Source organism: Pseudomonas wadenswilerensis (assembly GCF_024749185.1).
Taxonomy (GTDB): Bacteria; Pseudomonadota; Gammaproteobacteria; order Pseudomonadales; family Pseudomonadaceae; genus Aquipseudomonas; species Aquipseudomonas wadenswilerensis.
Genome location: NZ_CP087191.1, coordinates 5,173,395 through 5,194,804 on the forward strand (window position 1 = coordinate 5,173,395; position 21,410 = coordinate 5,194,804).

Sequence of the window (21,410 nt, forward strand, 5' to 3'; positions counted from 1 at the left end):
ATCAAGTCGCATCAACTGAGAGCAACCCGCGAAATTGTAACCAACCTTGTCATGACCAACCATGCGCCCCCATGGATACGGCGCATCGACGCCGGCCTGTCGTCTTTCATGCGAAGAATAAGAATCGAGGTATTACATGCTCGAAGCGCTCAACGATTTCCTCTCGGGGAAACTCCTCATCGTGCTTATCGTCGGACTCGGCAGCTATTTCACCCTGCGCTCCCGTTTCGTCCAGTTCCGCCATTTCGGCCACATGTTCAGCGTCTTCAAGGAATCCCTGCGCGGCCAGGCCGGCCAACTGAGCTCGTTCCAGGCGCTGATGCTGAGCCTGGCCGGCCGTGTCGGTGCCGGTAACATCGCCGGTGTCGGCATCGCCGTGACCCTCGGCGGCCCGGGCGCGGTGTTCTGGATGTGGGTAACCGCGCTGGTGGGCATGTCCAGCAGCTTTTTCGAGTGCACCCTGGCCCAGGTCTACAAGCGGAGCGACGGCAACGGCCTGTACCGTGGCGGCCCGGCCTACTACATCCAGCACGGCTTGAAGCTGCGCTGGATGGCAATGGTGTTCGCGATCCTGCTGCTGGTGACCTACGGCTTCACCTTCAACGGCCTGCAGTCCTACACCGTGACCCACTCGCTGCAGAACGCTTTCGGCTTCGAACCGCAGTACACCGGCATCGCCCTGGCCGCCCTGCTCGGCCTGGTGTTCATCGGTGGTATCAAGCGTATCGCCTCGGTTTCGGACCTGCTGGTACCGATCAAGACCCTGGCCTACATCGGTGTGACCCTGTACGTGATCTTCACCCAGATCGAACACGTGCCGGCCATGCTCGAAACCATCATCAAAAGCGCTTTCGGCCTTGATCCGGCCTTTGCCGGCCTGCTCGGCAGCGCCATCGTCATGGGCGTGAAGCGTGGCGTGTTCGCCAACGAAGCCGGCCTTGGCAGTGCGCCGAACGTTGCCGCTGTTGCCGCTGTACGCCACCCGGCGGCCCAGGGCGTGGTCCAGGCCTTCTCGGTGTTCCTCGATACCTTCGTGATCTGCACCTGCACCGCGCTGCTGATCCTGCTCTCGGGCTTCTATACCCCAGGCTTCGAAGGTGACGGCATCGCCCTGACCCAGAACTCCCTGGCCGCCGTGGTCGGTGACTGGGGGCGGATCTTCGTCAGCGTGGCCCTGTCGTTGTTCGTCTTCACCTGCATCCTCTACAACTACTACCTGGGTGAAACCAGCCTGCAGTTCTTCACCCGTAACCGCCTGGTGCTGCTGAGCTACCGCGGCCTGGTGCTGCTGCTGATCCTCTGGGGCTCGGTGCAGAACCTGTCAACCGTATTCGCCTTTGCCGACATCACCATGACCTGCCTGGCGTTCGTCAACCTGATCGCCCTGGCCCTGCTGTTCAAGGTCGGCCTGCGCGTGATGCGCGACTACGACGAACAGCGCCGCGCCGGTATCGCCCAGCCGGTGTTCGATGCGTCGAAGTTTTCCGACCTCGACCTGGACCCGCAAGCCTGGCCGGTCAAGCCGGTTGCTGAAGCCGAGGCTGAAGTGGCTGTCGGTCAGGCTCAGACCCAGCGCTGATCCATACTGCAGAAAAAGCCGCCCCGTTCGTGGGCGGCTTCCCCCTCCCCCGCTTTTCTCTCACCTGCCCGGAAATTTCTCATGCGTGCAGTCAAGAACCTTCTAGTCCTGTACACCGGCGGCACCATCGGCATGCTGCAAACCCCGCAAGGCCTGGCGCCTGCCGGTGGCTTCGAAGCGCGCATGCGTGAGCACCTGCAACAGCTGGCCGATGCGCCGCTGCTGACCTGGCGCCTGCACGAACTGACGCCGTTGATCGACAGCGCCAACATGCAGCAAGGCAACTGGCTGGCCATGCGCGAGGCGATTGTCGAAGCGGTCGAGCGCGATGGCCATGACGGCATCCTCCTGCTGCACGGCACCGACACCCTGGCCTACACCGCAGCGGCACTGTCGTTCCTGCTGCTCGGCCTGCCGGTACCCGTGCTGCTGACCGGCTCGATGTTGCCGGCCGGCGCCCCCGACAGCGACGCCTGGGACAACCTCTGCGGCGCCCTGCGCTTGATGGCGACGGGTATCGACAACGGTGTGCAGCTGTATTTCCACGGCCAGCTGTTGCATGGCGCGCGCGCTTCGAAGCTGCGCAGCGAGGCTTTCGATGCCTTCGCCACGCTGCCGCGTGAACGCGATGGGCAACGCGTCGAGACGATCCCGGCCTGCCTGGATTATCGCCAGCCATGCCAACCGGTAAACCTGATGGTGTTGCCGGTGTTCCCCGGGCTGCAGGTCGGCCATCTGCGCGGCCTGCTGGCCAGCGGTGTACAAGGCCTGCTGCTGGAGTGCTACGGCAGCGGCACCGGGCCGTCGGACGATCAGGACCTGTTGGATGCATTGCACGACGCTCGCCAAGGCGGGGTGTTGATTGCTGCTATCAGCCAGTGCCCAGAAGGTGCGGTGCACTTCGATACTTATGCGGCCGGCAGCCGCTTGCGCGACACCGGCCTGGTCAGCGCTGGCGGCATGACCCGCGAAGCTGCGCTGGGCAAGATGTTCGCCTTGCTCGGCGCCGGGCTGGATGTGCAGGCGGCGGAGCACTGGTTCGCCCTGGACCTGTGCGGCGAGCGCGCACAGTAGAAAATGGCGGAAGGCAGCGGGAGTCGAACCTGCCCAGGAACGGCTGCCGTCCCCAACCGGGTTTGAAGCCCGGCCGCGCCACCGGGCGCGATTGCCTTCCTTGTACGGATTACTGCCCGGGCGATTGGGCCAGGGCATTGTCGGCGCGGATCTGCCGCCGATCGCCAACACGCCGGGTCAGGCCGATGCGGTCGAAGTACTCGAGTATCTGCACGCTGCGTTTGCGGCCGATCCCCAAGACATCGCGAAACGCTGCGACCTGCACCACCGGGTCATCGCTGGCCAGCTGCAAGAGCATAGCCGCCATTTGCCGGATCGTGGCCTCAGGATAGAACAGATCGCGCACCACCTGGTGCACCTGCCCCAAGCGCCCGAGCTTGCGCAGCAACAAGCGCACCTCGGCCTCATCGGCTTTTACCGACCTGGCCAGATCGCGTACCCAGGGCGGATCGAACGTGCCTTCTTCAAGCAACGGTTGCAACTGGCTCCACAGCTGGGAGTCGGCATCGCTCAAGCGTATCTGGTGCCCGGGCAGATGCAGCCAGGGCCCGCTACCGACCAACCTGCCGCCGGCGAGCAGCTCATCCACCAGGCTGATGAATGCCGGACGTTCCAGTGCCAGGGCAATGAAGCGACGCAAACGATCGCGATCAGGGCCGAGCTGATCCGGCTCCTGCTCATGGAAACGCGCCAGCCCCTCCAGCACTGCGGTTTGCAGTGCAAGCCAATGCTCATCGGTGAACAGCAGCGGTCCTTGCCGGGTAGCGATTATCTGGACATTGGCGGGTAGTTGCCAACTGCTGCGCAGGCGGTTGAACTGACGCTCCAGGCGCTGTGGGTCGAGCCCGATGTCGTCACTGGCGAGCAGTGCCGGCAGGGCCTGTTCCAGGCTGTTGGCGCAGGCCAATGCCTGCAACTGGGCGATGCGCGCCTCGCTACGGCGCTGGCGGGCAGGCGCAAAGGGGTCGAGTACACGGCCCCCCCCAAGGGTACGTTGTGCACGCTGGTCACGCAGTACCAGCCGATCACCGTGAACCGCCTGCAGCGGTGCATTACTGAGCAACTGGGCGAACATGCGCGCGCCCTGCAGCAACTGCTCGCCCTGCAACAAAGCCACCCGGGCGGTGACATCCTGGGTGCCCAGGTGCACGTGCACCGGGCTGAAATGCTCGAAGGCGCGAAGTTCGCTGGCCAGTAGCTGCAGCTCGATATCCAGACGCTGGGTCGGCGCGTGCAGCCACTCGGCAAGCAGCCAGTCGCCGCGGTGAATCTGCTCAAGGTCCAGGCGCTCGGCGCTGATGTTCAGGGCGACTCGCTGCCCGGCATGGGCCTCGGCAGCCACCTGGTTCTGCGCATGCAGGCCACGCACCCGCACCGGCTTGCCGGCTTTGCCCAGCAGCAGGGTGTCGCCCAGTTGCACACGCCCGTCCAGCGCGGTACCAGTGACCACGATGCCGGCGCCAGCTACTGCGAACGCGCGGTCGATGGCCAGGCGAAAACCGCCCTGGCTACGGCGCTGGCTGACCTCGCCCTGGGCCGCCAGCAAGGCCAGGCGCAGCGGCTCGATGCCCTCACCCGTCACACTGGAAACCACGAACTGCGCCGCGCCCGTATAAGGCCCGGCCGCCAGCAACGCACTGACCTGGACTTGTACTTCCTGCACCCGCTGCGGCTCGACCCGATCGCACTTGCTGATCACCACCAGGGCCTGGGGAATGCCCAGCAATTCGACAATCGCCAGGTGCTCGCGGGTTTGCGGCATCACCCCGTCATCAGCAGCGACGACCAGCAGCACCAGGTCGATACCCTGGGCGCCAGCGAGCATGTTGTGGATAAAACGTTCGTGGCCGGGCACATCGATAAAGCCGGTAAGAGGTGCGCCCTCGGTCAGGGCGGCAAAGCGATAACCGAGGTCGATGGTCATGCCGCGCTCGCGCTCTTCCCGGCGCTGGTCGCCCGCCTGGCCGGTCAGGGCTTCGAGCAGGGCCGTCTTGCCGTGGTCGATATGCCCGGCGGTACCGACAATCACACCTGCACCTGCGACAACTGCGCCAACCACGCGGCTTCGTCATCGAGTTGGCGCAGGTCCAGCCACAGGGCATCGTCATCGATGCGTCCGAGTACCGGAATCGGCAGGGCCCGCAGCGCGCTCTCCAGGCCATGCAAGGTGCGCCCGCGCAGGCGTTTGGAGACCTGTGGGCGCAAACACAAGGCCGCACTGGGCAAGCGCGCCACCGGCTGGCTGCCACTGCCGATCATGCCCAGCGCAGGCTCTGCGCTGACCGTCCAGTGGTCGCCCAGCTGTTGAGCCAACGCCGGCAGCAAGCGCTCGGCCTGCTGGAGGATATCGGCCTGCGACCGGGTCAGCAGGCGCAGGCTGGGCAGGCGCTCGGCCAACTGATCGGGGTTGCGGTACAAAGCCAGCACGGCTTCAAGTGCCGCAAGGGTAAGCTTGTCGACCCGCAAGGCGCGTTTGAGCGGGTTCTTCTTGATCCGCGCGATCAAGTCCTTGCGCCCGACGATGATGCCCGCCTGGGGCCCGCCCAGCAGTTTGTCGCCGCTGAAGGTGACGATATCGGCGCCATCAGCCAGGGACTGGCGCACGGTAGGCTCGGCCGGCAAGCCCCAGCGGCTGAGATCGAGCAGGCTGCCGCTGCCCAGGTCTTCCAGCAACGGCAACCCGTGGCGATGGGCCAACTGCGCCAGTTCTGCCGTCGGCACCTGGGTGGTGAAGCCCTGGATGCTGTAGTTGCTGCAATGCACGCGCATCAACAGGCCGCTGCGCGGGCTGATGGCCGCTTCGTAATCGCGGGCGTGAGTACGGTTGGTGGTGCCCACTTCATGCAGCTTGACCCCGGCGCGGGCCATGATATCGGGAATACGAAAAGCGCCACCGATCTCGATCAGCTCGCCACGCGAGATGATCCCCTCCTTGCGTGCGCCCAGGCTGTTGAGCGCCAGCAGCACGGCAGCGGCGTTGTTGTTGACCACAGTGACGGCCTCGGCGCCGGTGAGCTCGCGGATCAGGCCTTCGATCAGGTCATCGCGGTCGCCGCGTTTGCCGCTGGCCAGGTCGAATTCGAGGTTGAGCGGGTAGCGGGCCGCCAGTTGCACGGCGTCGATGGCTTCCTCGGGCAGCAAGGCCCGCCCCAGGTTGGTGTGCAGCACCGTGCCGGTGAGGTTGAACACGCGGCGGACCTGACTGCGGTGCCGGGTAATGAGGCGCTCGCCGGCGCGGCCAAGCAGCACAGGGGCAACCAGTTCGGCGGCATCCAGCTGGCCGAGCCTGGCGTCGTCGCGCAGGTCGTCGAGCAGTTGGCGCAGGCTGGCCAGGACAGCGTCGCGGCCGTAGCGGTCGATCAGCGGGAGGCTGGCGGGGTGACGCAACAGGGTGTCGATGGAGGGCAGGCGGGTCGGGAGCTTGGCGAGGTTGGACGACATTCAGACGGTTCTCAACTTCAGCGTTGACCTAGTGGGAGCTGGCTCGCCAGCGATGGCATCACTACAGTCCTGGCGATGGACCGCAGCGTCTGCATCGCTGGCAAGCCAGCTCCCACAGGGTTCGGGTGGCATGGGCAAAACCTCAGTGTAGACCCTATCTCACTCCCCACCCGGCGCCAGCAACAGGTTCGGCGCCAGGCGCTGAAATCCTTCCTGATCCAGGCGCATATCCAGCGCCAGGCTGGCCAGGTCGGCCGACAGCGCTTCGGCATCGGCGTCGTTTTCCAGGTAGATGTGCTTGAGATAGGCGTTGCAGCCCGGACAGCACTCGGCCTGCAGCGGTGCCTTGGCGCTGGCATGGCGGTCGTCCTCAAAGCTGAAATACTTGAGGTCCTTGCTCTGCTCGCAGTACACACACTTGACCCGCACCACATGCCATTCGCAGGCACACAGCGAACACACCAGATAACGCAGGCCGTTGTACTTGCCGCGGTGGCGGATCACCCCGGCCATCGCCGGTGAGCCACAGGCCGGGCATTGGCACAGGCTGTCCGCCGCCTTCAACTCGACACCCTGCAGGCTCAGCAACCAATGGCTCCAGGCGGCCTGCAACGCGGCGCCGAGAAACGGCACCAACGCCGCCGGTACCAGGCTGTACTGGCCTGTGAGCAAGGCGATGGCCCACAGCTTGCGCTGTTCGTCGGCAGCACGCTGCAGTACTGCCACCGCATCCGCCACAGCGCCACGCGAAGCCGGATAGCGCTGCAACAACGCCTGCAGATAAGCCAGCCAATGCCCTTCGCGCACCAGGCTGTCGGCCGCCAGCGGTGGCAAGCCGTGCTCGACACACAGGCGCTGGCGCTCAGTGTCGCTGGGGGCTGCGGCAGGCGGTTGGTCCAGCAGGCCCTGTTGTACCTGGCACAGGCCGGCCAGCAAGCGCAGGTAATCCGCCAGCGGGTTGCCCTCGGCCAATAGCTCCAGCCGCTGCGCGCGCAGGGCGAACAGGTTCTTCGGCGGCAGATAGAGAAACGGCGGCGTGCTGGCCGCCGCTTCGATCTGCCCGGGTTCCAGAAGAGTACTCAAGCGCTCATCCTTTTTTGTTGATCGGCGGCTCCGGTTGTTTGTCGCCGGTCACCTCCCGATACCACAGCTCATGGTGTTTTTTCGCCCAGGCGCGGCTGACCCAGCCATGCAGCATGGCGCTGACCGAGCCCTTGATCCAGATGCCGGCGTAGATGTGGACGATGATGCTCAGCACCAGCACGAACGCCGCCAGCGCATGCAGCAGGGTTGCCAGGCGAATCGAGCCGATGCCGAAGTAACTGCTGAAATAGGCGCGCCAGATCACCACGCCGCTGATCAACAGGACCAGCATGCACAGCAGCAGCGTCCAGAACAGCAGCTTCTGCCCGGGGTTGTACTTGCCGATCGGCGGTACGCCCTCCTCTTCGTTGCGCATCACCCGGTCGATGCGTTTGAGCCACAGGCGATCGTTGGCGATAAAGTAGTTCGCCCGCCAGAAACGCAGCACCAGGCCAAGAAAGAACACGAACATCAGCACGCCCATGAACGGATGCAATATGCGCGTCCAGGGCCCGCCACCGAACAGATGGCTGAGCCAGTACAGCGCCGGGTGAAACAGCGCCAGCCCCGACAACGCGGCCATGATGAAGAGGATCGCCACCAGCCAGTGGTTGGTCCGCTCGTTGGCGTTGTAGCGCAGGATCGGTTTGTCGTTCATGGTCGTTCCTCCCCTTGCCCACCTGGCCGGTTCGGGTCATAGACATGCACCGCTGGATCGACCACATGCACGCTGGCATCCGGCGGGCTGGGGTGCTCGTCTTCTTCGACCCGTTGCGGGCCGACGCGCACATAATGGAAGAACCCGGCCAGCACCGCCGCGCCCATGGCCAGCAGCGCCAGCGGCTTGGTCACACCTTTCCACAAGCCGACCAGCGGGCTGATGATCGGCTGGTCCGGAAGGCCTGCGTATATCCTCGGTGTGTCGGCGTGGTGCAGCACGTACATCACGTGGGTACCGCCGACGCCATCCGGGTCATACAGGCCGGCGTTGTCGAAACCACGGGACTTGAGGTCGACGATGCGCTCGGCGGCATGCTCCTTCATGTCCTGCTTGGTGCCGAAGACGATGGCGCCGGTCGGGCAGGTTTTCACGCAGGCCGGCTCCAGCCCCACCGACACGCGGTCGGAACACAGGGTGCATTTGTAAGCCTTGTGGTCCTTCTGCGAGATCCGCGGGATGTTGAACGGGCAGCCGGTGATGCAGTAACCGCAACCGATGCAATGGTCCTGGTTGAAGTCGACGATGCCGTTGGCATGCTTGATGATCGCTCCCGGGCTCGGGCAGGCCTTCAGGCAGCCGGGGTCGGCGCAGTGCATGCAACCGTCCTTGCGGATCAGCCACTCCAGGTTGCCCTCGCTGGTCTCGTGCTCGGTGAAGCGCATTAGGGTCCAGGTTTCGGCGCTCAGGTCCTGCGGGTTGTCGTAGGTGCCATGGTTGTGGCCAACCTCGTCACGCAGCTCGTTCCATTCCGAACAGGCCACCTGGCAGGCCTTGCAACCGATGCACTTGGTAGTGTCGATCAGCTTGGCCACTTCCTCCTGCTGACGGATAGACGAAGGGGCGGTGGTGGTGGCCGAACGGGCGATGATGTCTTGGCTGGCCATCAGATTTTCTCCACGTTGACCAGGAACGACTTCGATTCCGGGGTCTGGGTGTTGCCATCACCGAGGAACGGCACCAGGGTGTTGGTCAGGTAGCCGTGCCGGGTTACCCCGGTAAACCCCCAGTGCAACGGAATGCCGATCTGGTGCACGGTCTGGTTGTTGACCTGCAACGGCCGGATCCGCTTGGTCACCACCGCAACTGCCTCGATATGCCCACGCTTGCAGGAGACCCGTACCCGGTCACCGGCGGCGATACCCTTCTCCTTGGCCAGGGCTTCGCCGATCTCGACAAACTGCTCGGGCTGGGTCACGGCGTTGATCGGACAGTGCTTGGTCCAGAAGTGGAAGTGCTCGGTCAGGCGGTAGCTGGTGGCCGCGTAAGGGAAGTCCTTGGCTTGCCCCAGGCTGTCCCACACCGAATCGAACACCCGCCCGGCCGGGTTGCTGGTCGCCTGCTTGTTGTTCGGGTGCAACGGGTTGATCCCGATCGGCGTCTCGAACGGCTCGTAATGCTCGGGGAATGGCCCTTCGGCCATCTTGTCCAGGGCAAAGAAGCGCGCGACCCCTTCAGGGTTCATGATGAACGGGTTCATCCCCGACTCCGGCGCCGCATCGACCTTGAAGTCCGGCACGTCGGTGCCGCCCCACGCCTTGCCGTTCCACCACACCAGGCGCTTGTTCGGCGCCCACGGCTTGCCTTGAGGGTCGGCCGAGGCACGGTTGTAGAGAATCCGTCGGTTCATCGGCCAGGCCCAGGCCCAGCCCAGGTTTTGCTTCATCCCGTACGGGTCGGCGTTGTCGCGCCGGGCCATCTGGTTACCCTGCTCGGTCCAGCTGCCAGAGAAAATCCAGCAACCGGAGGCGGTGCTGCCATCGTCCTTGAGCTGGGCGAAGCCGGCCAGTTGCTGCCCGGCCTTGACCAGCGCCCCCGAGGCATCGGTGACATCGGCCACGGCGTAGCCACTGAACTCCTTGGCGATTTCTTCCGGCGTCGGCTCTTCGGGCACCTTGTAGGGCCAGTTGAGTTTGAGGATCGACTCGGCCCAAGCGCCGCCGTCGCGCTGATAACGCTCGCGCAGGCGCAGGAACAGCTCGCTCATGATGCGCACGTCGGTACGCGCCTGTCCCGGCCCTTCGGCGCCCTTCCAGTGCCATTGCAACCAGCGGCTGCTGTTGACCAGCGAGCCATCCTCCTCGGCAAAGCAGGTGGTGGGCAGGCGAATGACTTCGGTCTGGATACTGGCCGTTTCGACATCGTTGAACGGCCCGGCATTGCGCCAGAACTCCGAGGTCTCGGTGGCCAGCGGGTCCATCACCACCAGCCACTTGAGCTTGCTCAGGGCGGCGGTAACGCGGTTCTTGTCGGGCAAGGCGGCAATCGGGTTGAAGCCCTGGCAGAAGTAACCGTTGACCTGGTCCTTGGCCATCATGTCGAACATCTTCAACACGTCGTAACCGGGAATATCCAGCTTCGGCAGGTAGTCATAGCCCCAGTTGTTCTCGACTGTGGCGTTGGCGCCATACCAGGCCTTCATCAGGCTGACATGGAACTTGCCATAGTTCTGCCAGTAGGACAGCTGCCCCGGCCGCAGTGCCTTGGGCGCACGCTTGGCGATGTAGGCGTTGTAGTCTTGCTCGGCATCCGCGGGCAGGGTCAGGTAACCCGGCAGCAGGTTGGACAACAGCCCAAGGTCTGTCAGCCCCTGGATATTGGAGTGCCCACGCAAGGCGTTGACTCCGCCACCCGGCATGCCGACGTTGCCCAGCAGCAACTGGACCATGGCGGCACTGCGGATGATCTGCGAGCCGATCGAATGCTGAGTCCAGCCCAGGGCATAAAGAATCGTCATGGTCTTGCCCGGTTGCGAGCAAGTAGCGATCTCTTCCCAGATCTTGCGCATGCTGTCGGCCGGCATACCGCAGATCTGGCTGGCCAGTTCCAGGGTGTAGCGGCTGTAGTGCTGCTTCATCAACTGGTAGACACAGCGTGGGTCCTGCAGCGTCGGGTCGACCTTGGCAAAGCCGTCCTCGCCGATTTCGTAGCCCCAGCCGGACTTGTCGGTGTAACTGCGCTTGGCCGCGTCGTAACCACTGAACAGGCCGTCTTCGAAACTGAAACCGGCTTTGACGATAAACGACACATCGGTGTAGTTGCGCACGTACTCGTGCTGGATCTTGTCGTTGCTCAGCAGAAAATTGATCAACCCGCCCATGAAGGCAATATCACTGCCGGTGCGGATTGGCGCGTAATAGTCGGCCACCGAAGCGGTTCGGGTAAAACGCGGGTCGACCACGATCAGACGGGCCTTGTTGTGGGCCTTGGCCTCGGTCACCCATTTGAAGCCACAGGGATGGGCTTCTGCAGCGTTGCCACCCATCACCAGGATCAGATTCGCGTTGGCGATATCGGTCCAGTGGTTGGTCATGGCTCCACGGCCGTACGTCGGGGCAAGACTTGCCACCGTCGGGCCATGTCAGACACGTGCCTGGTTATCGAACCCCAGCATGCCAAGGCTGCGAATGACCTTGTGGGTCATGTAGCCGGCTTCATTGGAAGACGCCGAGGCGGCCAGGAAGCCTACGCTCAGCCAACGGTTGACGGTCTGGCCCTGGGCATTCTTCTCGATGAAGTTGGCGTCACGGTCGGCTTTCATCAGGTCGGCGACACGGTCAAGCGCGTCATCCCAGGAAATCCGCGTCCACTCGTTGCTCCCCGCCTTGCGCACCTGGGGGTACTGCAAACGGCTGGGGCTGTGGATAAAGTCGAGCAGGCCGGCGCCTTTCGGGCACAGCGTACCGCGGTTCACCGGATGGTCGGCGTCGCCTTCGATATGGATGATGTTCTGCGCCACGTTCTTGGCCGCATCACCCTGGCTGTACATGATCAGGCCGCAGCCGACCGAGCAGTAGGGGCAGGTGTTGCGGGTCTCTTTGGTGTGCGCCAGCTTGAAGTGGCGCACCTGCTCGGCGAAGGCAGGTGTCGGGGCCATGCCCAACGCCGCCAGGCTCGAGCCTCCAAGGCCAACTGCTGCGACCTTGAAGAACTGCCGACGGTTGAGATCCATCGTGCACTCCTGATCAGGTGGTGGACGCGCGGGACGTTGCCGGCGTCTCTTGAACGATCACGGTGGCGACATTGGTAGCAGTCACCAGTTGATACTGTAGTCAAGATTCCTGACCAGCGTGCTGAAAATGGCTCATTACCCCGTTACAGGTTGCGCACGACATTGAGCGCAGCGCTACGTCATCGCGCTTCCCCTCCCAAGTAGTCCGAAACTCCCATCTCGCCTGGGAGTATCGGCCGATGCACAAGTTCCGACGCTTATCCATAGTTGCAGCGTGTATCGATAGTAGGTCCACGGTCCGGCCCCTACGCCTGGAATTGCTCTGGAGAATGTCATGACTACCCGCAAAAAAATAACAACACCCACGAGCGACCTGACCGGTGACAGCAGTACCGATCTGTTCCCCATCCGCCAGAATGCCGTTGCGAGCAAAGACAAAAACGCTACCGTCGTAAGCGATCCACCGCCCCAACAGACGCCGACCGTCACAACCGATCAAGCAGACTACGCCCCCGGCAGCACGGCCATCATCACGGCCAGCGGTTTCGCCGCCGGTAGCACAGTGGCGCTCGAAGTGGAGCACGCCACCGGCCCAGGCGCGGATAACCTGTGGGGCACGCCCGACGATGTACTCAATACCAACACCGGCGAGGGACATGAGCCCTGGTACGTGACCGACGGCGGTGCCGGCGATCTCGACGGCCAAGTCAACGGCAGCGTCACGACCTCGTGGTACGTGAATCCCGACGATTCGGCAGGCGCGACGTTCCTGCTCACCGCCACCTCTGCCGGTGCCGATGGCAAGTTTGCTACCCGTGACGACGTTGTCGCGACAACGTCGTTTACCGACAGCGCCCTGAGCGTGGTAGCGACGGGGGTAAACGTTTCGTTGGACGAAACAGCCGGCTTGCAGAACAGCATGGCCACCGCAGTCCCTGCGGGAGACGCTGACGACAATGACATTCTGCTCACGGCGCTACCCTCGTCCTTCGCTACCCGGCTGACAGCACTGGGGGCAGGTACCGCAACAGGTGCGGCCTTGAGTGGCTATACGGGGGCGGCGGGCAACACGGGCAGCAATGCGTTCACCATCACCGCGGCGCCCGGAGCCAGCATTTCCGATATCAGCTTCACCGACAGCCTTGGCGCAGCGCTCAATGGCCTGGACAGCGGACTCGATACCCTCAATGGCACCGATATCCTTCTCTATACCGATACCAACAACAACATCCTGCTGGGCCGAGCCGGGGGCCCAGCCGGCGCGATCGTGTTCGCGGCCTACATCGAGGAAACCGGATCACCGGTCAGCGGCGGCAAGATCTGGACCGTGGAATACCAACCGCTCAAGCATCCGGACGCCAGTAACCCGGACGATGCCCTCAACCTGCTGAACAAGGTGTTCATCGGTGCTAGCCAGGACCTGGTATTCAGCCTGGCCAATGCGCCTTCAGGGCAAAACCTGTTCCTGATGTTCACGACGGCGAACCCGACCGTTGTCGACGTCGGTGGGGTCCTGCGGATCACGGACCCGACAATTATCGCCACCGGCAAGAACCCCGCCGACCAGTCGAGCGGCGCCAATATAACGACGGGCGACACGATCAATACCAGCCAGGCGGGTGGCCCGACCACCTTCGGCACCAACAGTCAGATGATTACGGAACAGGAAGGCATCCGCTTTTCGTTCGTCACCGGTGCCCGGCAGAATGTGACCATTCCCAACCTGGATCAGAACGAAGCAGATGTTGAAGCCAACATCGACTTTACCGCCGTGTTCAATACGAGGTCGGCCACTTTCGACGTCGTGCAGTTGCAAAGCGGCAAGAGCGCTGTGGTAAAAATCAGCGCATTCAGCACCGCTGCTGAACCTGGCGTGAATTTCATCAACGGCTATGTGGGTGATACGTCAGTTGCAATCAGCAATGTTCGCGTCATCAACATCAGCACCGGGCTGGTGATCGAGAACTCGGACGGATCGGCGAATGATCCGGCCATTGTCATCAGCTTTGCTTCCGGGGTTGCAACCATCACCGGCGTTAAAGCCGGCTACAAGATTGAATACACCACAACGGCAGACCACAACCGCGTGCTCATCGAGAATGGCGCGGCTACCGACGCCAAGGGCAATAACCACGCCGATTTCGATATCGGTGGCTTCAAGCTGCTCCAAGCCTCTACTACGACCGCCGAAATTGGCTCGAAGATGATCTTCGAGGACGACGGCCCGAGCATCAGCACCACCGGCACCGAGCCAACACTGACAGTAGACGAAACTGTGCTGGCAACTAACGCCACGCAGAACTTCGCCGCCAACTTCACCTCGGCGTTTGGCGCCGATGGCGCCGGTACGTTGACCTATGCACTGGGCGTGGTAGCCGGGGCCTCGGGGCTGACCGACACCGCCACCGGTGAGGCCGTCAACCTGGCGCTCAACGGCACCGTAGTTGAAGGCCGCACCGCCACGACCAACGAACTGGTGTTCACCGTCAGCGTTGCCGCCAACGGTGACGTCACCCTCGATCAGCTTCGCGCCGTGGTGCATTCCGACACCACCAATCCGGATGATTCCACCAGCCTGACCGCCGACAACCTGGTGACCCTGACGGCAACCAAAACCGACAGGGATGGCGACAGCGTCCAGGCCACCCTGAACATCGGGCAGAACCTGGTATTCAAGGACGACGGCCCGAGCATCAGCACCACCGGCACCGAGCCAACGCTGACGGTGGACGAAACCGTGCTGGCGACTAACGCCACGCAGAGCTTCGCCGCCAACTTCACCTCAGCGTTTGGCGCCGATGGCGCCGGCACGTTGACCTATGCGCTGGGCGTGGTGGCAGGGGCTTCCGGGCTGACCGACACGGCCACTAATGAGGCGGTGAACCTGTCGCTCAACAGCGGCGTGGTCGAAGGCCGTACGGCGACGACCAATCAACTGGTGTTCACTGTCAGCGTTGCCGCCAACGGTGACGTCACCCTCGATCAGCTTCGCGCCGTGGTGCATTCCGACACCACCAATCCGGATGATTCCACCAGCCTGACCGCCGACAACCTGGTGACCCTGACGGCAACCAAAACCGACAGGGATGGCGACAGCGTCCAGGCCACCCTGAACATCGGGCAGAACCTGGTGTTCAAGGACGACGGCCCGAGCATCAGCACCACCGGCACCGAGCCAACGCTGACGGTAGACGAAACCGTGCTGGCGACCAACGCCACGCAGAGCTTCGCCGCCAACTTCACCTCGGCGTTTGGCGCCGATGGCGCCGGCACGTTGACCTATGCGCTGGGCGTGGTAGCCGGGGCCTCCGGGCTGACCGACACGGCCACTAATGAGGCGGTGAACCTGTCGCTCAACAGCGGCGTGGTCGAAGGCCGTACGGCGACGACCAATCAACTGGTGTTCACTGTCAGCGTTGCCGCCAACGGTGACGTCACCCTCGATCAGCTTCGCGCCGTGGTGCACTCCGACACCACCAATCCGGATGATTCCACCAGCCTGACCGCCGACAACCTGGTGACCCTGACGGCAACCAAAACCGACAGGGATGGCGACAGTGCCCAAGCGACCCTTAACATCGGGCAAAACCTGGTGTTCAAGGATGACGGCCCGAGCATCAGCACCACCGGCACCGAGCCAACGCTGACGGTGGACGAAACCGTGCTGGCAACCAACGCCACGCAGAACTTCGCCGCCAACTTCACCTCGGCGTTTGGCGCCGATGGCGCCGGCACGTTGACCTATGCGCTGGGCGTGGTGGCAGGGGCTTCCGGGCTGACCGACACGGCCACTAATGAGGCGGTGAACCTGTCGCTCAACAGCGGCGTGGTCGAAGGTCGTACGGCGACGACCAACCAACTGGTGTTCACCGTCAGCGTTGCCGCCAACGGTGACGTCACCCTCGACCAACTCCGCGCCGTGGTGCATTCCGACACCACCAATCCGGATGATTCCACCAGCCTGACCGCCGACAACCTGGTGACCCTGACGGCAACCAAAACCGACAGGGATGGCGACAGCGTCCAGGCCACCCTGAACATCGGGCAGAACCTGGTATTCAAGGACGACGGCCCGAGCATCAGCACCACCGGCACCGAGCCAACGCTGACGGTGGACGAAACCGTGCTGGCGACTAACGCCACGCAGAGCTTCGCCGCCAACTTCACCTCAGCGTTTGGCGCCGATGGCGCCGGCACGTTGACCTATGCGCTGGGCGTGGTGGCAGGGGCTTCCGGGCTGACCGACACGGCCACTAATGAGGCGGTGAACCTGTCGCTCAACAGCGGCGTGGTCGAAGGCCGTACGGCGACGACCAACCAACTGGTGTTCACCGTCAGCGTTGCCGCCAACGGTGACGTCACCCTCGACCAGCTTCGCGCCGTGGTGCATTCCGACACCACCAATCCGGATGATTCCACCAGCCTGACCGCCGACAACCTGGTGACCCTGACGGCAACCAAAACCGACAGGGATGGCGACAGCGTCCAGGCCACCCTCAACATCGGGCAGAACCTGATATTCAAGGACGACGGCCCGAGCATCAGCACCACCGGCACCGAGCCAACGCTGACGGTGGATGAAACTGTGCTGGCGACCAACGCCACGCAGAGCTTCGCCGCCAACTTCACCTCGGCGTTTGGCGCCGATGGCGCCGGCACGTTGACCTATGCGCTGGGCGTGGTAGCCGGGGCCTCCGGGCTGACCGACACGGCCACTAATGAGGCGGTGAACCTGTCGCTCAACAGCGGCGTGGTCGAAGGTCGTACGGCGACGACCAACCAACTGGTGTTCACCGTCAGCGTTGCCGCCAACGGTGACGTCACCCTCGATCAGCTTCGCGCTGTGGTGCATTCCGACACCACCAATCCGGATGATTCCACCAGCCTGACCACCGACAACCTGGTGACCCTGACGGCAACCAAAACCGACAGGGACGGCGACAGCGTCCAGGCCACCCTCAACATCGGGCAAAACCTGGTGTTCAAGGATGACGGCCCGAGCATCAGCACCACCGGCACCGAGCCAACGCTGACGGTGGACGAAACCATGCTGGCAACCAACGCCACGCAGAACTTCGCCGCCAACTTCACCTCGGTGTTTGGCGCCGATGGCGCCGGCACGTTGACCTATGCACTGGGCGTGGTAGTCGGGGCCTCCGGGCTGACCGACTCCGCTACCGGTGAGGCGGTGAATCTATCGCTCAACGGCGGCGTGGTGGAAGGTCGCACGGCCACGACCAATCACCTGGTGTTCACCGTCAGCGTTGCCACCAACGGTGACGTCACCCTCGACCAACTGCGCGCCGTGATCCATCCCGACACGACCAATCCGGATGACTCCACCAGCCTTGCCTCAGACAACCTGGTCACCCTGACCGCAACCAAGACCGACAGGGACGGCGACAGCGTCCAGGCCACCCTCAATATCGGGCAGAACCTGGTTATCAAGGACGACGGCCCGGCACTCGCCTTTGGCAACCTGATCGGGACCGGTAGTGTCCTTGCGCAATACGGCTTCTGGAGCATGGCCGCCGGCGCTGATGGACTGGGGACGGCGGGTCTGGACATCTCGTTGGTCAATGGCCAGTTCACCCTTGTCAGGCCAGACAACACGACCACGACCGGGACCGGCACGCTCACCGAACTGGTGCCCTCGCCGGACGTCAATGGTGCGTACCAGTTCGCCGGGACGTTGACCGGCGACTTCGACAACAACGCAGCAACGGCGAACACCACCGTCGACTACACGCTGACCGCCTATGCCAATGGCAGCTATGCACTGGATCTGGTGCAAGGTTTTGCTTCGACGATCGTGCTCAGCAGTGCCGACGGCTCGCTCGGTGCCGGCGGCCCGGACCCCGTGCGCACCTTGTTGATTCCGGCGCAGGATCCGCCGACTATTCCTTCGCCATCTGAGGAGATTGTGTTCTTCGGTGTTAACGCGACCACTAGCGCAAGCGATATATTTTCTGCCATCACCCCGGGAGCGTCCGACCTCACCGAAGCACAGATAGAGGCTGGCGGGTTTGCATTCATCGGCAGCGCGAACATGAACGTCAGCACGTCCGGCATTGGCATTACCAACAACAATCTGGATGGAAACGGGACGGCAGGCATCAATGCCGGTGACGAGAGCTTCGTCATCAATCCCGAGACCCTGTTGACGGGCATGAAGATTTTCATCGACAACTCGGTCCAGGGGTACAACCCGGCAACGGAGGAGCTGTACTACACGATCTTCTACGATGACGGCACGACGTCAGGTTCGCCGACGAAAGTTCTTGCCGCCGATCTGACCTCGGAGGATGGAGGACAGACGTCCTTCGTCATCGAAAGATCGGACTCGAAGCTCATTGACGCGGTCCAGCTCACCATGGGCCTGGGCGTGATCAAAATACCGGTGATCCAGTTCATCCAGGAGAGCGAGAGCCTGGCCAGTGATATCAAGCTGGCGTTCAATGCGACACTGACAGACAAGGACGGGGACACGGCGACCAGTGCATTCGACGCCAACCTGTTCGCCAACGACTCGGCCGAGGCAGAATTCGACTTCACCCTGGTCGGCACGGGCGGTGAGCGGGATGCCTTCAACATCGATCTGTCAGTCGCCGAGAACCAGTACCAGGTCATCGGCTTCGATGCGGGCCTCAGCCTGCGCGACACGCTGGTGCTCAACGGCGACCAGAGCGCCGTAGTCCAATCGATCAACAACAGTGGGGCAGACAGCATCGTGACGGTTGCCGAGTCTGGCGGACAGACAACGACCATCACCTTGGTCGGAGTCGATCTTCTCAATAGCGACATTGTGTTTGGCGGCGCCTGAGGCAGCGCAAGCGTGAAAGGATGCGAGGGTGGCGTGACAACCACCCTCGCATTGCTTTTGAAACTACGACAACGTTCTCGCCATCAACCAGGGACCTCGGGGGTGACCTGGCCCCCCCGAAGATCGCTCAGAGCGTGTTGTTTTGACATGAAGCTCAATCCCGCTCCCCCCGAATAGACTTGGGCGGTTCTTCGTTGTTGATGAGCCCGTGTTTCAGTGCATACATCAGCAAATCGATGCGATTGATCAGATCAAGCTTTTGATAGATGTTGCTGAGGTGATTGTGCACGGTGTGCTCGCTGATCCCCAGGCGCCCGGCGATGCTCACGTATTTGGCGGACGGGTCCCCCACGATGGCGCGAATCAGTTCCCTCTCGCGCAACGTCAGCCGCGCCTGTTTCGCCCGTTCCAGATTGCATCTCAAGGGGGTATGCACGCTCGCGGCATAGCCGGAAAGCCCACCGACCCAGGCCCTGTCCAGCCCACTGTTGTGATGATGGGCCTTGATGATGGCCTGGATAATCGATTCCGTCGGGTCTTCCGCCAACACGATGCCGCGTGCGCCCGCTTCTATCGCCTGGACAAAGGGGACGGCTTCGTACAGGCCTTTGAGCACCAGCACTTTCGTTTCAGCGCTGCGAGCCAACCCCGCGACGACCTCCAGCGGGTTCAGCGCATCCGGAAAGAAACTGAAAAGAATGACATTGGGATGCAACTGATCGGCAAGATCCAGCGCATTGGTATAGGTGCTGGCCTCACCGCTCACCTCCATCCGCGGCTTCCTGGCATTGATCAAGTCATGAAGCCCCTTGAGAACCAGGGGACGACAATCGACCAACATCACACGTATCGGCTTTCTGTGGTTAGGCATGATGTTCCTGCCTCCCATGAAAAACGATCTATGACCTGCATCCGTTGACCGTTCTGAGTCAACGACCCTGGGAGCACTTTTACCTGTGGCATCGAAAAGGGTTGCAGACGTTTTCCATCGCTGGAAGACGCCACCGAGACAATACAAATACAAATAACTATCAATAGCTTACGCACGATTCTGTGCTCCCTAGAGCCCTCTACTGAGTCTAGGTCAGCACAACGCGCCGCCTGTACAGCCACCCACCAGCCATTGACTCGAACCTTAGGCGAGTAGCCGGGTTGATGTTTCTGGGAGTTGGCCCTAGTCCTCGGAAATCAAGGTCTTAGGCGGGCCACAGGCGACCTGCAAGCAGCGTTTGACAGCGAGCAGAATCGTCAATTAACAGACGAATGGTGTGTAGTTACATGCCCTAAAAATGCACCTGTCAATTTCTCGTCCAAACCGCTTGGCGATTCATCCGCTGGAATGGCCAGGCACGCTTTCTACTAATAATCGGATCCAACGCCCGCTGCTTGGGACGGGCTGCCGGGGCTCAACCAGTTGTTCACACTGTCTACACTTTCGGCTGGTGGTTTTCCCGCCCAACGGTTGAGGGTAAACACATTGCTGAGGAACTCGTATTGCGTCTTGAGCAGGTCACGCCTGGCGCGGAATTCGTTGCGTACACTGGCCAGAACATCGACGGCATTGACCATTCCATAGGTCAACGCTTTCTCTGCCGCCACCCTGGAAAGTTTTGCCGAGTCCAGGGCCAGACGATTTGCGTCGATTTTCTCGCCGTTCGAATTGGCAGTCAGGTAAGCGCTGGTGATCTCCTTGACCACCCGGCGCCGGATCGCTTCCAGCTCCTGCTCGGCGGCCAACTGATCCTGGTAAAGCCCACGGACCCGCGCCGAAGTCGAGCCGCCGCTGTACAGCGGCACCTGAACGCCGACGCCAGCAACATAGCTGTCAGTTCGCGGCGCCAGGGAGTTGTTGTAGCCCTCGTTGGTTTCTTGTGCACTCAGGTTCAGGCTCACGGTCGGATAGTGCCCACCCTTGCCACTGCGCAACGCTGCACCCGCTGCTTCGACCCCACTCTCGCTGGCCTTGAGGGCCGGGTTTAGCGCTATACCCTCGCGGACCCAGTTTTCCAGACTCTGCGCCGAAACCCGTAGTTGTGCGTCATCGCGAATGCGGTTGAGCTTCTCTTTGACCGGCCGGCCGACGATCTCCGCCAGCGCCTCACGACTTATTCTGGCCTGGTTGCGGGCATCCACTTCCTGCGCCGCAAGTAAATCCACCCGGGCCTTGAGGTCAAGCTGATCCGTCACCAACGCCATCTGCTTTTCGTATAACGCATTGACTCGATCCAGGCTCTTTTGCGTGGTTCGGCGTTCCGCCCGCACCAACTCCAGCTCATCCTCGGCTGCTAACGCCGTGAAGTAACGCCGCGCCAATTCCACAGCGGCCTCGGCCTGGGCATCCAGCGCTTGCGACTCCGACTGCCTGGCCAGGCTTTTGAATTTTTGGTAGTTCTCCCACGCGGCTTTGTTATAGAGATACTGACGCAGTACCAGGCTATAGCTTTCGCTATCGTAACTCTGCTGTACCAGGTCGTTTTCCTGGTGAATACGGTTCGATCCGGCATTGAGTGACAATTGCGGCAACAGCGCTCCCATGGCCTCGCGCTGATGCTCCTTGCCCGCCTGCGCTTGCGCAAAAGAGGCCAATACCTGCGGGTCCTCCAGGCGCGCTTCGCGATACAACTGCATGAGATCGGTGGAGAACGTAGAGGCGCTGACCCCGGCTGGCGCTTGTGCAGCGGGTTGCCCCAGGGCAGCCGCCACGGCAAGCATGCACACTCCCCCCAGAAGACCCGACGAC

11 protein-coding genes and 1 tRNA gene are annotated in these 21,410 nt (G+C 62.6%); 3 read left to right on the forward strand and 9 right to left on the reverse strand.

Annotated elements, in window-relative coordinates; all coding sequences use genetic code 11:
- The first annotated feature begins 136 nt into the window (after positions 1–136).
- Both LOY45_RS23775 and LOY45_RS23780 read left to right on the forward strand, forming a co-directional pair.
- Positions 137–1,579 carry an alanine/glycine:cation symporter family protein gene (locus tag LOY45_RS23775; RefSeq protein ID WP_115085087.1) on the forward strand — a complete coding sequence of 481 codons (1,443 nt, stop codon included), beginning with the start codon at positions 137–139 and terminating at the stop codon, positions 1,577–1,579.
- Positions 1,580–1,660: 81 nt separating this feature from the next.
- Entirely contained in the window at positions 1,661–2,653 is a 993-nt protein-coding gene (locus LOY45_RS23780; protein ID WP_134061295.1) for an asparaginase, read from the forward strand.
- Positions 2,654–2,657: 4 nt separating this feature from the next.
- On the opposite strand, the gene LOY45_RS23785 is transcribed toward LOY45_RS23780, so the two are convergent.
- From LOY45_RS23785 to fdnG, 7 genes are all read right to left on the reverse strand, one after another.
- Positions 2,658–2,753, reverse strand: a tRNA-Sec gene (locus LOY45_RS23785).
- A gap of 9 nt (positions 2,754–2,762) precedes the next feature.
- Positions 2,763–4,682: a selenocysteine-specific translation elongation factor gene (selB, locus tag LOY45_RS23790; protein WP_258578456.1), complete on the reverse strand. Its 1,920-nt coding sequence runs from the start codon at positions 4,680–4,682 to the stop codon at positions 2,763–2,765.
- Positions 4,679–6,094 carry an L-seryl-tRNA(Sec) selenium transferase gene (gene selA, locus LOY45_RS23795; RefSeq protein ID WP_258578457.1) on the reverse strand — a complete coding sequence of 472 codons (1,416 nt, stop codon included), beginning with the start codon at positions 6,092–6,094 and terminating at the stop codon, positions 4,679–4,681. Before selA ends, selB begins: the two co-directional genes overlap by 4 nt.
- A gap of 159 nt (positions 6,095–6,253) precedes the next feature.
- Positions 6,254–7,177: a formate dehydrogenase accessory protein FdhE gene (gene fdhE / locus LOY45_RS23800; protein WP_115085082.1), complete on the reverse strand. Its 924-nt coding sequence runs from the start codon at positions 7,175–7,177 to the stop codon at positions 6,254–6,256.
- Between the two features lie 4 nt (positions 7,178–7,181).
- The gene (locus LOY45_RS23805) at positions 7,182–7,835 is read right to left on the reverse strand and encodes a formate dehydrogenase subunit gamma (protein ID WP_115085081.1); all 654 of its coding nucleotides are present in this window, start codon (positions 7,833–7,835) and stop codon (positions 7,182–7,184) included.
- Positions 7,832–8,782, reverse strand: coding sequence for a formate dehydrogenase subunit beta (gene fdxH, locus LOY45_RS23810; protein ID WP_115085080.1), 951 nt, complete (start codon positions 8,780–8,782; stop codon positions 7,832–7,834). Before fdxH ends, LOY45_RS23805 begins: the two co-directional genes overlap by 4 nt.
- Entirely contained in the window at positions 8,782–11,847 is a 3,066-nt protein-coding gene (gene fdnG / locus LOY45_RS23815) for a formate dehydrogenase-N subunit alpha (protein WP_166675632.1), read from the reverse strand. Before fdnG ends, fdxH begins: the two co-directional genes overlap by 1 nt.
- A gap of 334 nt (positions 11,848–12,181) precedes the next feature.
- On the opposite strand from fdnG, the gene LOY45_RS23820 reads away from it, so the two are divergent.
- On the forward strand, positions 12,182–18,670 hold the full coding sequence (locus LOY45_RS23820) for a DUF5801 repeats-in-toxin domain-containing protein (RefSeq protein WP_258578458.1): 6,489 nt from the start codon (positions 12,182–12,184) through the stop codon (positions 18,668–18,670).
- Between the two features lie 154 nt (positions 18,671–18,824).
- Here the strand turns inward: LOY45_RS23820 and LOY45_RS23825 are convergent, their stop codons facing one another.
- Complete coding sequence (locus LOY45_RS23825; protein WP_115085266.1) at positions 18,825–19,541, reverse strand: response regulator transcription factor; 717 nt, start codon at positions 19,539–19,541, stop codon at positions 18,825–18,827.
- Between the two features lie 488 nt (positions 19,542–20,029).
- Positions 20,030–21,382, reverse strand: a complete 1,353-nt coding sequence (locus LOY45_RS23830; RefSeq protein ID WP_258578460.1) for a TolC family outer membrane protein — start codon at positions 21,380–21,382, stop codon at positions 20,030–20,032.
- Positions 21,383–21,410: the final 28 nt, after the last annotated feature.